Consider the following 12,610-nt stretch of genomic DNA (forward strand, 5'->3'; position numbering starts at 1 on the left):
CCCCTACTTGGTCGTGACTACCGAGAACACAACGCGTCCCGGAATGTTGGCAGTGATGTTCTTGGTGTCCAGTTCCCGGCCGCCCAGCACGAGCGAGTCGTCACCGGGCGCGGAGATGAGAATGGGCGCCTCGGCGTGGGAAAGCGGGAGCCGGTGCGGTTCCCCGTCCAGCGTGATCCAGTATTCACCGGAGCGGAACGCGGTCGACTTGAGCTTGGCCAGGATCGACTGCTCCGGGTGGAAGCGGGCGACGACCAGGCCCTCGTCCGAGGTGGGCACCGGGATGCTCTCGTGCGCGCCCATGGTGACCTCGCCCAGCGGCTTCTCCTCGCCGCAGCGGTTCTCGATCCGCTGGAGCAGCTGCCAGCGGACGTCGCTGTCGACCAGCTCGTAGCGGCAGGCCTGCGCCAGGTTGACGCGCGGCGAGTCCCACAGCGGGAAGCGGTTGTCCAGGGTGATCCGGGTGTCCTCGCGGACGATGAACTCGGGGGCGCGGGCGTCGTCGACCACCCACTCCTCGTTCATCTCGTCGAGCAGCTCGGTGTACGCGCCGTAGTCCAGCAGCGTCGGCAGGATGTCGACGGTCATGCCGTAGGTCCAGCCCATGGCGAAGTCGAACGGCGCGGTGCGCATCTTCGCGTCGCCGATGCGCTCGACGTACCGCTCGGGCACCTGCATCCGGTTCAGCAGGTCGGCGCGGGCGTCCGCGACGATCCGGTCGCGCTGACCGCCGGAGGCGACCACGGACATGCCCTCGCCGAACATCTTCAGCGAGCGGGACGGGTCGATCGACGAGCTGAGGCCGCCGCCGAAGCTGAACGCCTGCGCGAGCAGCGCGACGACCGCCGTGGAGGCGAGCACGGAGCTGCGCCGCAGCAGCGCGATGACCAGGGAGAAGCCCGCGGCGACCGAGAAGAACTGGGCCGAGTGCGAGTCGTGCCGCACGAAGCCCTGCTTGAGCAGCAGGAACGTGCCGAGCGCGGTGCCGACGTAGAACAGCCAGCGCCGCTTGCCCGCGTCGGTGGTGACCAGCGCGACGACCAGGACCACGACCATCGGCGCCGCGATCACGTACTCCCAGACGTTGCCGGGGATCTCCAGGCCCATGGACTGGGCGTGGCCGCTGCCGACGGACAGCGCCCGCACGACGTAGTCCACGACCTCCAGCGGCGGCTGGCCCGCGAGCAGCCAGAACCCGACCAGACCGGCGATGCCGCTGATCGCGTACTCGAGGAACCCGCGCAGCACGCGGCCCTCGCGGGCGAGCACCGCGCCCAGGATCACCGGGCCGCACATGAGGCCGACGGAGAACTTGGTGAGCAGCATCGCGCCGACCAGCAGGCCCATCGCGATCGGGTAGGCCCGGTCCGCCCAGCGGGGCAGCTCCTCGCGCACGAAGAACAGCGAGAGGACGACCACGAACGCGAACGTGCTGGTGATGACCACGGTCAGCGGCACGAAGCTGGAGCTGAGCGCCATCACGCCCACGGCCAGCCAGGCCAGGTTCCGCCCGACCGTGCGGGCGAGCGCCTGGTGGATGGCGGCGGTCGCGGCGGTGGCGAACGCGAACCACAGCAGGTAGCCGACCAGGACCTCGCCCCGGTGCAGCACGTTCGGGATCGCCAGGAAGTACAGCGGCCCGTAGGTGGTCGAGATCTCGGTGCCGAAGCTCAGGCCGGTCTGCCTGGCCAGGTAGATGAGCAGCCCGTAGTCGTAATCCCCCTTCGGCTGATTGGGGGTGAACGCGGGCAAGTTCCAGAAAATCACGGTCAGCAGCGCGCTGAAGGAAAGCACGGCGCGTGACGGCGCTTCCCAGGAAGTCGCCAGTTCGGGGAGCCGCCCCCAGCGACTCGCTCGCGCGGTTGTGCTCTCCGGCTCGTCCCCGAGCGCGGTGCTGTCGATCTCAGACGAGGTAGACACAGACTCTCCTAGAGCACCCGGTAAGACCGGGTGTACGCAGCACACCTGCCAGGGTGGCGTTTCGGGCGAATTGTAGTGAGCACCACGTGTTACCGGTTCCGCCCCCCTGATTGGCATCAGAACCAGCGTTCGAGAACCTGCGCGACCCCGTCCTCGGTGTTGGCCGCGGTGACCTCGTCGGCGGCGGCGAGCGCGTCGGGGTGGGCGTTGGCCATCGCCACGCCGTGACCGGCCCAGGTCAGCATCGGCACGTCGTTGGGCATGTCGCCGAAGACGGTGACCTCGTCGTGCGGCACGCCGAGCAGGTCGGCGACCTCGGCCAGGCCGGTGGCCTTGGAGATGCCGGGCGCGGCCAGCTCCAGCAGGCCCGCGTTGGTGGAGTAGGTGAGCGCGACCCGGTCGCCGAGCAGCGGACCTGCGGCTGCGGCCATCTCGGCGCTGGTCATGCCGGTGTGCCTCACCAGCAGCTTGACCGCCGGGTGGCCGAGCACCTCGCCCCGGCTGTGGCCGAGGACGGGCTGGCCGCCCTCGATCCACGGGTGCTCGTAGCTGGTCTCGGCGAGGAAGTCCCGGTGGTGGTCGTCGAAGTCCCGGACCGAGTCGCTGACCCGCTCGACGGCGACCGCGCAGCCGGGCAGCGCCTCGTCCAGCACCTTGGTGACGTCCTGCAGCAGCACCGGGTCGAGGCCGTGGTGGCTGATCACCCGGTCGGCGCCGATGTCGTAGAGGACGGCGCCGTTGGAGCACACCGCGTAACCGGTGAGCCCGGCCGCGTCGGCGACCTCGGGGATCCAGCGCGGCGGCCGTCCGGTGGCCAGCACGAAGGGGGTGCCCGACTCCAGCACCCGGCCGATCGCGGTCGCGGTGCGGGCGCTGAGCCGCCCGTCGGTGCCGAGGAGGGTGCCGTCTACGTCCGAACCGACCAGGGAGGGTTTCTGCACGCCTACATGGTGCACGTTCGGGTGTCGGGGTCGGCTACGGTCGCCGTCGTGCGCACTGGAATCGTCATCCTCCCCGAGCACCGCTGGTGGGTCGCCGAGCCGAAGTGGCGGGCGGCGGAGGAGTACGGGTTCGACCACGCGTGGACGTACGACCACCTCGGCTGGCGGACGCTGGTCGACGGGCCGTGGTTCGGGGCGGTGCCGACGCTCTCAGCTGCGGCGATGGTGACGAGCACGATCCGCCTCGGCACCCTGGTGGCCTCGCCGAACTTCCGGCACCCGGTGCCGTTCGCGCGGGAGCTGATGGCGCTGGACGACCTGTCCGACGGCCGGATCACGGTCGGGCTCGGGGCGGGCGCTGTGGGGTACGACACCACCGTCATGGGGGACACCGAGCTGCCCCCGGCCGAGCGCACGGCCCGGTTCGCGGAGTTCGTGGACGTGCTGGACCTGCTGCTGACGCGGGAGCGGACGACGTTCGATGGCGCGCACTACGAGGTGCGGGAGGCGCGCAGCGCGCCGGGGTGCGTGCAGCGCCCGCGCCTGCCGTTCGTGGTGGCGGCCAACGGGCCGAAGGCGATGGCCGTGGCCGCCCGCTACGGCACCGGATGGGTGACGACGGGGCCACCGGCGGGCTCGGTCGACACGGCCGAGGAGTGGTGGGCCGGGGTCGAGCGGCACGCGGCGCGGTTCACCCGCGCGCTGGACGCCATCGGCAGGCGGAAGCACACGATCGACTGGTATCTGAACGCCGACTCCTCCCCCGCCTACTCGCTCTCCAGCGCCGAGCACTTCCGGGACGTGGCGGGCCGGGCCCAGGAGCTGGGCTTCACCGACCTGCTGGTGCACTGGCCGCGCGAGGACGGGGTCTACGCGGGCAGCGAGGCGGTGCTGGAGCGGGTCGCCTCCGAGGTGCTCCCGGAGCTCGTCAGCGGCTAGCGTGGCCGCCGTGCGGCGAATCGTGGTCATCGGCGGCGGGATCGTGGGCCTGGCCACCGCGCGGGAGCTGTCCCGGCGCGGGGACGAGGTCGTGGTGCTGGAGAAGGAGGGCCGCTGGGCGGCCCACCAGACGGGGCACAACAGCAACGTCGTGCACGCCGGGCTGTACTACAAGCCGGGGTCGCTGAAGGCCAGGATGTCGGTGGCGGGCAACGCCTCGATCGTGGCCTACGCGCGCGAGCACGGGGTGCCCGTGGAGGTGTGCGGCAAGCTCGTGGTGGCGACCTCCGAGGAGGAGGTGCCCCGGCTGCGCGCGCTGGCCGAGCGGGCCTCGCGCAACGGCGTCCCGGCGCGGGAGGTGTCGGCGGCCGAAGCGCGCGAGCACGAACCCGAAGTGTCGTGCGTGGCCGCGCTGCGGGTGGAGAGCACCGGGATCATCGACTTCCCCGCCGTGTGCGCGGCGATGGCGCGGGAGCTGACCGAGGCGGGCGCCGACCTGCGGACGAGCACCCCCGCCCTGGCGATCCGCACCCGCGCGGGCCGGGTCGAGGTGGCCACGCCCGGCGGGGTGGTGCGCGGGGACGCGCTGGTCAACTGCGCCGGGCTGCACAGCGACCGGGTGGCGCGGATGGCCGGGCTGGAGCCGGAGGCGCGGATCGTGCCGTTCCGGGGCGAGTACTACGAGCTGCGGCCGGAGCGGCGCGCCCTGGTGCGCGGGCTGATCTACCCGGTGCCGGACCCGGCGCTGCCGTTCCTCGGCGTGCACCTGACCCGGATGCTCGACGGGAGCGTGCACGCGGGGCCCAACGCGGTGCTGGCGCTGAGCCGCGAGGGCTACCGGTGGGGCGACGTGTCGGCGGGGGACGTGGCGGAGGTGCTGCGGTTCCCCGGCACGTGGCGGCTGGCCAGGAAGCACGCCTACCCGACGGGGGTCGCCGAGGTGCTGCGGAGCCTGTCGAAGCGGCGGTTCGCGGCGAGCCTGGCGCGGCTGGTGCCCGCCGTGGGCGAGGACGACCTGGTGCGGGCCGAGGCCGGGGTGCGGGCGCAGGCGATGCGGCGGGACGGGTCGCTGGTGGACGACTTCCTGGTGCAGGAGGCGCCGGGGCAGGTGCACGTGCTGAACGCGCCGTCACCTGCGGCGACCGGGTCGCTGGAGATCGGGGCGCACGTGGCGGGGCTGGTGCGCTGACCGGTGCGGCCCCCTGGGCGGGGGCCGCACCGGGACGGTCACCGGGTGGGGGCGCCCGCGCGGATGTCGCGGGAGATCCGCATGACGGTCACGGCGAGCAGCGCGGCGGACAGCACGTAGCAGAACGCGCTGTACTCGTTGAACGACATCAGCATCCCCTCGACGCCGAAGGCCGTGGCGCAGAAGCCCAGCCAGGCCACCCACCACGCGACGGCCACCACCGTGTGGACGGGCGCCCTGTTGCGCGTCCGCAGGAGGTCGACCACCACGACGACGGGGATGACCAGACCGGCGACCGGGATGAACCAGCCGCCCGCCGCCAGGCCCGCGCCGAAGCGGTTGCCCTCGTCGGGGGTGACGAGCCGGGCGCTGCGGGTCCACAGCGGGACGATCGTGGCCGTGGCCAGGATGAGCGGCAGGGGCAGCAGTGCGGCGAGCGTGCCGCTGATCATGGTGAAGCCGAGCGCGACCTGCACCAGCAGCAGGCCGGCCAGCGTCTTGCCGAGCTTCGCGACCCCGTCCGGGGTGGCGTTCGGCGGGGGCGCCCAGGCGTCTCGCCCGTCCGGGTGACTCGGGAACGACGGGTGCCGGGCGGGGAGCGCCACCCAGGCGGCGGTGGGCTCGGTGACCACCCCGCAGCAGCCGCACCTCGTCCTCTGCGACTGGAACGGGGTCCGGCAGTTCGGGCACTCGGTCATCGCGACCCCCTCCGGATGCCCGCCGTGACGCGCAGGACGATCGCGATCTGCAGCGAGAGGGACAGCACGTCGAAGGCGACGAGGAACCCGTTGGGCTCCAGGGACGACCAGGAACCGCCCCAGTACGCGATGGCCACCAGCGCCACCGCGAGGAGCCTGCACCCCCACCAGGTGAGCACGACCGCCGTCCACGCGGTGGAGCGGTCGCGGGCGCGCACCAGGTCGAGCACCACCCGCGCCGGGACGTAGAAGTTGGCGAGCGGGATGAACCAGCCGCCCGCCGCCATGCCGGGGCTGAAGCGGTGCGGCGCGTCGTGCGTGGCGAGCCTGGCCCGGTAGCACCAGGCGGGGAGCAGGCCCGTCGTGAGCACCAGCAGCGGGGTGGTCACCAGGCCGTAGGCCAGGTTGCCGAGCAGGAGCGCGATCGGGGTGGCCAGGATCTGGAGCACCAGCAGGCCGACCAGCGGGTAGGCGAACACCTCGACCTGGTTGGGGGATGGGGCGGGCAGGGTGACCCAGGCGAGCGGGGCGCGCGGCGCCTGCCGCGGGTAGGGCTGCGGGACGTGGTGGACCGGCTGCCACGGCGCGGGGTGCGCGGGCGGCAGGCCGACCGGGTTCATGGCGGGGAAGCTCGGCGGCGCCTGCGGCGACACCTGCCGCTGCTGCGACACCTGCTGCGGCGCGGCGCTCGCGAGCGCGGGCTCGCGGTGCTCCTCGACGGCCGGTGCGGGCTCGGCCGGTTCCGGCTCCGGTTCCGCTTCCACGCGCTGCTCGGCGGCCGGTTCCGCCGCCGTTCGAGCGGCGCGCTCCCCCGCTTCGCGGACGTCCGCGCCGCACATGACGCACGTGGTGTTCCCCGTGCCGACCGGTCTTCGGCAGTTCGAGCACTCCGCCACGGTGATCCCCCAGTCCCTGATCGGGCGCTTCCCGCGCCCGGTGGCCGGATCGTAGGGGGTGGCCCCACCTGCGGAAGTGCTCCGTTCAGCCGCTTTCGCGGGTGATCTTGCGAACTGCCTCGGACCGGTCGGAGCGGCAACCGCGCGAGGCCCCCGCGCGGTGCGCGCGGGGGCCTCGGGGTCGGTGCTCCGGGTCAGGCCGGGAGGAGGACGTCCTTGCCCAGGAACGGGCGCAGCGCCTGCGGGACCACCACGGAGCCGTCGGCCTGCTGGTGGTTCTCCAGGATGGCGACGATCCAGCGGGTGGTGGCCAGGGTGCCGTTGAGCGTGGCGGTGATCTGCGACTTGCCGTTCTCGTCGCGGTAGCGCACGTTCAGCCTGCGGGCCTGGAAGGTGGTGCAGTTCGAGGTGGAGGTCAGCTCGCGGTAGGCCTGCTGGCTGGGCACCCACGCCTCGCAGTCGAACTTGCGGGACGCGCTGGTGCCGAGGTCGCCCGCGGCGGTGTCGATGACCCGGTAGGGGACCTCGACCTTGGCGAGCATCTCCTCCTCCCAGGCGAGCAGGCGGGCGTGCTCGGCCTCGGCCTCCTCCGGCGGGACGTAGGAGAACATCTCGACCTTGTTGAACTGGTGCACCCGGATGATGCCCCTGGTGTCCTTGCCGTACGAACCGGCCTCGCGGCGGTAGCAGGACGACCAGCCCGCGTAGCGGCGCGGCCCGTCGATGATCTCGTCCGCGTGGTAGCCGGCCAGCGGGACCTCGGAGGTGCCGACGAGGTACAGGTCGTCGGCCTCCAGGCGGTAGATCTCGCTGGAGTGCGCGCCGAGGAACCCGGTGCCCGCCATGACCTCGGGCCGGACCAGGGTCGGGGTGATCATCAGCTGGAACCCGGCGGCGGTCGCCTGGGCGACGGCCATGTTCAGCAGGGCCAGTTCGAGCTGGGCGCCGATGCCGGTGAGGAAGTAGAAGCGGGAGCCGGACACCTTGGCGCCGCGCTCCATGTCGATCGCGCCGAGCCGGGTGCCGAGGTCCAGGTGGTCGAGGGGCTCGAAGTCGAACTCGCGCGGCTTCCCGACGTGCTTGACCACGACGTAGTCGTCCTCGCCGCCCTCGGGGGCGTCGGGGTGCACGAGGTTGGGGACCGAGCGGTGCAGCTCGGTCAGCTCGGCGTCGGCGGCGACCTGCTCGGCCTCGGCGGCCTTCACCTCGGCGGCCAGCTCCTTGCCCTTGGCGAGCAGCGCCTCCCGCTCCTCACCGCGAGCCTTGCCGACCTGCTTGCCGAACGCCTTCTGCTCACCGCGCAGGGTGTCGGCGCGGGAGACGGCGGAGCGGCGGCGCTCGTCGGCGGACAGCAGGGCGTCGACCAGGGACTCGTCCTCGCCCCGCGCCCGCTGGGACGCACGAACGGCTTCCGGGTTCTCGCGCAGTGCCTTGAGGTCGATCACGAGGGGTAAGGGTAGCCGCTCGGAGCGCGCGGCACCGCAGGCCGGGCCGCAGTGGCGGCCCCTGGGGACCGCGAGCACTATTCCGAAACAGTGGAATATTCCGAATAAATTGACCGGATTTCCTTTTGGACACCTCGGATAATTAGCATCTACTCCCGTGGCTGACGTGCGACTGTTCTACATTGACGACTCGGGCTCCGCAGTCTCGAAACTCGTCGTCTACGGCTGGGTGGAACTGCTGTCGCAGAACTGGAGTCCAGCTCTGCTCACCTGGCTGGACTGGAGGAACGCGCTGCACGACTCGACGGGCGTGCCCACCAACTACGAACTGCACGCCAGCGATTTCGCCAACGGCAGGGGGAACCCGACGAACACGCCTTGGGATCGGAACAGGTCCGCGCGAAATGCGGCGATGGTCGACGCACTGGCCACTGTCGGCACGCTGCCCGGCACGCGCACCGGCGCCGTGTACCGGCGCGTCGGGAGCAGGTACACGGCGGCGAAAGCGGCCTTGTACGCGGACCTGGTGCGCGAAATCGACCAGCGACTCAGCTCGGCGGGTGAATTCGGAATCGTGTGCATGGACGGTGACGGCACCGCCCCGTTCTACCGGCCCGCGCACCGGGCACTGGACCTGAAGACCCGTCGGATCATCGACGACCCGAACTTCCAGGGCTCGTACCTCAACCAGTGGGTGCAGGTGGCCGACCTGATCGCCTACGCGGCGTATCAGCACGTGTTGCGAACACCGGGCAAGGAGGCCACTTGGGAGTGGTACCCGAACCTGCTCGGCGGCACCAGCACCACCGGCAGCACGCCCAAAGAGCTGTGAAGGTCCGCAAATAAAGCTGGACCCGCTTTCCCCAAGAGCAAGGGGGCGGGTCCGCATCACCAGCTTAGCAAAGACCTCGCTCGGTCCCCAAGCTCTTCCCGTCACACGAAAGGGTGGTGCGCCTCCCAGACGCACCACCCCGAACGCGCACCCCCGAGGGGGTCAGAAGATCGCCACCGCCACCACGAGGCCCAGGGCCACGTGCGCCGCCGCCACCACGACCGAGGCCGGGGCGAAGCGGTCGGACTCGATCATGCTGCCGATCTCCAGGCGGGTCACCCACTCCAGCAGGCGCACCGCGAGCACCTGCACGATGATCCCCGCCAGGCCGTAGACCAGGCCGGTGAGCAGGCCCTCCGCGAGCTTGCCGCCCGCGTTGTAGATGGCGATGACCACGATGAACGCCATGCTCACCAGGCCGGCCGAGGTGACGATCACCGCGTTGGGCGCGCCCGTGCGGACCAGGGTGCTGAGCTTGCCCGGAGTGGTCCAGTCGATGGCGTAGAAGCCCACGACCATCAGGATCAGGCCGACGATCGCGTACAGGGCGATCGCGCCGAGGCCCTGGACGAGCGCGGAACCGAACCCTGGGTCCAGCGCGAGGTTGGTGGTCACTTGTGGCTCTCCCGTTTCACTCGACAATCCGATGCGGCACGAACGCCGCCCCGTCGTCCGTCACCAGCCCGACCGATTCGCGGATGCCGAGGCCCGCGGCCTGGTCGCCGACCACCCACGCGCCCAGCACGGGTCGGTATCCGTCGAACTCCGGCAGCGGGTCGAACAACTGGTAGACGAACCCCTCCTTGCCGTACACGCCGCCGGTCTGGGTCTCGTAGCCGGGCGCGACGATCTGGATGTTCGCGCCCTCCCTGCCCAGTCGGGGCTTGCGCACGTACTCGGTGAGCAGGCCGGGGTCGTCGAGGTAGGCGGGCAGCAGGTTCGGGTGACCGGGGTACATCTCCCACATCACCGCGAGCAGCGCCTTGTTGGACAGGAGCATCTTCCAGAGCGGCTCCACCCACAGGGTGGCGGGCAGGCTCTCCACCGCCTGCCGACCGAACTGGTCGTCGGTCATCCACTCCCACGGGTAGAGCTTCACGACCGTGTTCATCGTGGCCTCTTCGAGGTCGACGAACCGCTTGAGCAGCGAGTCCCAGCCGATCTCCTCGATGGCGAGGCCGACCGTGTTCATGCCCGCCTCGGCCGCGGTCTCCTGGAGGTACGCCACGGTCACGTGGTCCTCGCCGGAGGCGTCACCGCCCGACCAGGTGAAGTGCAGCTCGGACGACGGCAGGTTGCCGCCGATCTCGGCCCACCGCTCGACGAGCTTCTCGTGGATGGAGTTCCACTGGTCGTCGTCCGGGTGCACGTCGGTCTTCCAGTTCCACTGGATGACCGACGCCTCCAGCAGCGACGTGGGCGTGTCGGCGTTGTACTCCAGCAGCTTCGCCGGGCCGCGCCCGTCGTAGCGCAGGTCGAACCGGCCGTACAGGTGCAGGTCGCGCCGCTTCCACGACTCGGCGATGGCGGGCCACACCCACTCCTGGATGCCGAAGTCGCGGTAGCGCTCGGTGAGCACCACGTTGTCGACGGCCTCCAGGCACATGGTGTGCAGCAGCTCGACGTCCGCCTCCATGGACAGGACGTCGCTCATGTCGAAGACGTAGTGGACCGACTCGTCCCAGTACGGCCGGGGCGTGCCGTCGACGCGCGACGCGGGCGCCCCGAAGACGAGGCCCTGGTCGGACACCGTGCGCTGCCAGTTCGGCCGGGGGACGGACAACTCCCGTCGCACTCAGCTGCCTCCGCTCTTGGTGCCGCCGCTGCTCTTGCCGCTGTCGGTCACGCCGAACCCGCCGCGCTGCACGGTCGAGCCCGACTTGGTGGTGACCTTCGAGTTGTCCGGCATCGTGTAGCTGCCCCCGCTGACCTTCTGGCCGACCGGGGTGCTGGCGCCACCGTAGTGGTACCGGTAGGAGCTGCCACCGATGTAGATGAACCCACCGCTGACGTGCCCGCCGTTACTCGTCGCGTACGATTCGCTACAGTACTTGTCGTCGACGACGACGCCGTCCGCCGTGCACTGCGCCTCGACCTCGTCGGGGGTCGACGCGGCGTACCAGATGGCGACGAGGGCGACGACGCCCACGCCGACGCCACCGCCGATGAGCAAGCGCTTGCGGAGCTTCTGCTTGCGCGCCTGCTCGGCCTCGTAGGCCTGGCGCTGCTGCTCCTGCTCGCGCAGGGCGTGCTCACGCGCGCGCTGCTCGGCCAGCGAGGGCGGACGGGGCTGGGTCACGCCGGAGACCTGGTTGCGGATCTGCCCGCGCGGAGGCGCCACCGGCGGCGCGGGCTGCGGCCCGGTGGCCGGTCCCGGCGGCGCGGGCGGCGGGAACCCCGGAGGGGGCGTTCCCGGTCCGGCGCTCGGCGGCGTCCCCGGCGCCTTCGGCGGCACCGGGAACTGCTGCGAGGGCTGCTGCCCCTGCGGCGCTGCGGGAGGCGGCGGGTTGCCGCTGCTCCCGGTGTTCGGTGTGTTCTTGCTTCCGTCGTTCTCAGTCATCAGCCACTCCCGGCGGGGACGCTACCCAGGATGGCCGCCGAACGGGTGACGAGTGTCCTAATAGAGACACAGTCCACCCGGCCGGTGGGCCCCGGGCTCCTTGCAGGCATCATGGAGTAGATGTCTGCGCGCGCGGGTTGGTTTCGCCGGAGTGACCACGTGGTTCTCGTCGGCGCGTTCGTCGGCGCGCTCCTCCTGCTCGGACTGAGCTCGTTCACAACACTCCCCTTCAGCTCGGGGCCGCTCGGCGGGGTTACCCCACCCGAGCGAATCGACCCCTTTGAAGCAGCTCAGGCGGGTGACTGCCTGAACTGGGCCCGCGACGACCTCGCCGACATCGGCAAGGTCGAGTGCTCGGCGTCGCACCTGTTCGAGGTCAGCGGTGTGGTGGACATCTCGTCCGAGTACGGGCCCCAGGCGCCGTTCCCGGACGCCGCCACCTGGCAGACGATCAACGCCGACCACTGCTCCACCGAGTCGCTCAAGTACCTGTCGAACAAGCTGGACCCGTTCGGCAAGTACTCGGTCGGCCCGCTGAACCCCGGCGAGAAGCGCTGGGCGGCGGGCAAGCGGACGCTGCGCTGCGGCCTGCAGGTGGCCGCGCCGTCCGGGCGGCTGCTGCCCTCGTACGGGTCGGCGCGCACCCAGGACCAGTCCGACGTGCACGACGCGGGCGTGTGCCTGGGCATCCAGGACAACTCGGTCGGCGACCCGGTCAGCTGCGAGGAGCCGCACACCTTCGAGATCATCGGCGTGGTCGACCTCGGCGCGGGGAACACGCAGTTCCCCACCGAGGACGAGCAGGAAGCCATCATGACCGAGAAGTGCGACGCGATCGCCAACGAGTACAGCGGCGGCAAGGTGATCAAGGAGCGCGGTCTGCTGGTCACCGGGGACTACCGCGCGCAGGAGAGCTGGGACGCCGGGTCGAAGCTGGCGAACTGCAAGGTGGGCGCGCCGCCGAACGGCACGCTGCTGACCGCCTGGACGGGCAGCGTGCACAACCCGGACGCCCCGCCGCTGGTGCCGTCGAACCCGCCGCAGACCTCCGCGGTGCAGCAGGCCGAGGCGACCGGCGCGCCGATGCACTCCGAGGCCCCGTCGAGCGAGTCGTCCGCGCCGTCGTCGTCCGCGCCGTCCTCCTCCGCCCCGCCGTCGAGCAAGGAGAACGAGGAGGAAGGCGGGTGACC

12 protein-coding genes are annotated in these 12,610 nt (G+C 71.3%); 4 read left to right on the forward strand and 8 right to left on the reverse strand.

Translation table 11 applies throughout. From position 1 onward, the window contains the following. Positions 1-3: 3 nt before the first annotated feature. Together LV78_RS06755 and LV78_RS06760 are read right to left on the reverse strand one after the other, a co-directional pair. Positions 4-1,920 carry a hypothetical protein gene (locus tag LV78_RS06755; RefSeq protein WP_253843867.1) on the reverse strand — a complete coding sequence of 639 codons (1,917 nt, stop codon included), beginning with the start codon at positions 1,918-1,920 and terminating at the stop codon, positions 4-6. Positions 1,921-2,036: 116 nt separating this feature from the next. Continuing rightward, positions 2,037-2,861, reverse strand: a complete 825-nt coding sequence (locus tag LV78_RS06760; RefSeq protein ID WP_253843868.1) for an HAD family hydrolase — start codon at positions 2,859-2,861, stop codon at positions 2,037-2,039. Positions 2,862-2,909: 48 nt separating this feature from the next. Here LV78_RS06760 and LV78_RS06765 point away from each other — a divergent pair, with 48 nt between their 5' ends. After that, positions 2,910-3,800, forward strand: a complete 891-nt coding sequence (locus tag LV78_RS06765) for an LLM class flavin-dependent oxidoreductase (protein ID WP_253843869.1) — start codon at positions 2,910-2,912, stop codon at positions 3,798-3,800. 10 nt (positions 3,801-3,810) lie between these two features. Continuing rightward, a complete protein-coding gene (gene lhgD, locus LV78_RS06770) occupies positions 3,811-4,989 on the forward strand; it encodes an L-2-hydroxyglutarate dehydrogenase (RefSeq protein ID WP_253843870.1) in 1,179 nt (392 codons plus the stop codon). 38 nt (positions 4,990-5,027) lie between these two features. Here lhgD and LV78_RS06775 read toward each other — a convergent pair whose 3' ends face one another. The 3 genes from LV78_RS06775 to serS all read right to left on the reverse strand — a co-directional run bounded on the left by LV78_RS06775 (position 5,028) and on the right by serS (position 8,028). Continuing rightward, the gene (locus LV78_RS06775; RefSeq protein WP_253843871.1) at positions 5,028-5,687 is read right to left on the reverse strand and encodes a DUF4328 domain-containing protein; all 660 of its coding nucleotides are present in this window, start codon (positions 5,685-5,687) and stop codon (positions 5,028-5,030) included. After that, positions 5,684-6,583, reverse strand: a complete 900-nt coding sequence (locus LV78_RS06780) for a DUF4328 domain-containing protein (RefSeq protein WP_253843872.1) — start codon at positions 6,581-6,583, stop codon at positions 5,684-5,686. Before LV78_RS06780 ends, LV78_RS06775 begins: the two co-directional genes overlap by 4 nt. A gap of 194 nt (positions 6,584-6,777) precedes the next feature. Beyond that, complete coding sequence (serS, locus tag LV78_RS06785; RefSeq protein WP_253843873.1) at positions 6,778-8,028, reverse strand: serine--tRNA ligase; 1,251 nt, start codon at positions 8,026-8,028, stop codon at positions 6,778-6,780. Between the two features lie 157 nt (positions 8,029-8,185). On the opposite strand from serS, the gene LV78_RS06790 reads away from it, so the two are divergent. Next, positions 8,186-8,860 (forward strand): DUF3800 domain-containing protein, encoded by a 675-nt coding sequence (locus tag LV78_RS06790; protein WP_253843874.1) that lies wholly within the window; start codon positions 8,186-8,188, stop codon positions 8,858-8,860. Positions 8,861-9,022: 162 nt separating this feature from the next. Here LV78_RS06790 and LV78_RS06795 read toward each other — a convergent pair whose 3' ends face one another. Genes LV78_RS06795 through LV78_RS41500 form a run of 3 tightly spaced genes read right to left on the reverse strand, consistent with a single transcriptional unit; the run spans position 9,023 to position 11,420 of the window. After that, the gene (locus tag LV78_RS06795) at positions 9,023-9,475 is read right to left on the reverse strand and encodes a DUF350 domain-containing protein (protein WP_253843875.1); all 453 of its coding nucleotides are present in this window, start codon (positions 9,473-9,475) and stop codon (positions 9,023-9,025) included. A gap of 16 nt (positions 9,476-9,491) precedes the next feature. Beyond that, entirely contained in the window at positions 9,492-10,655 is a 1,164-nt protein-coding gene (locus LV78_RS06800; RefSeq protein ID WP_253843876.1) for a glutathionylspermidine synthase family protein, read from the reverse strand. Beyond that, positions 10,656-11,420: a cell envelope integrity TolA family protein gene (locus LV78_RS41500; protein ID WP_308208680.1), complete on the reverse strand. Its 765-nt coding sequence runs from the start codon at positions 11,418-11,420 to the stop codon at positions 10,656-10,658. It lies immediately after the preceding gene. A 159-nt stretch (positions 11,421-11,579) separates the two neighbouring features. On the opposite strand from LV78_RS41500, the gene LV78_RS06810 reads away from it, so the two are divergent. Next, positions 11,580-12,608 carry a septum formation family protein gene (locus tag LV78_RS06810; protein WP_253843877.1) on the forward strand — a complete coding sequence of 343 codons (1,029 nt, stop codon included), beginning with the start codon at positions 11,580-11,582 and terminating at the stop codon, positions 12,606-12,608. Positions 12,609-12,610 lie beyond the last annotated feature (2 nt).

This window comes from Actinosynnema pretiosum (assembly GCF_024171695.1).
GTDB classification, from domain to species: domain Bacteria; phylum Actinomycetota; class Actinomycetes; order Mycobacteriales; family Pseudonocardiaceae; genus Actinosynnema; species Actinosynnema pretiosum.

What these genes read in the sequence shown, in the direction of transcription:
- LV78_RS06775 (WP_253843871.1), bottom strand. Translation starts at nt 5,687, where the DNA reads ATGACCGAGTGCCCGAACTGCCGGACCCCGTTCCAGTCGCAGAGGACG.
- LV78_RS41500 (WP_308208680.1), bottom strand. Translation starts at nt 11,420, where the DNA reads ATGACTGAGAACGACGGAAGCAAGAACACACCGAACACCGGGAGCAGC.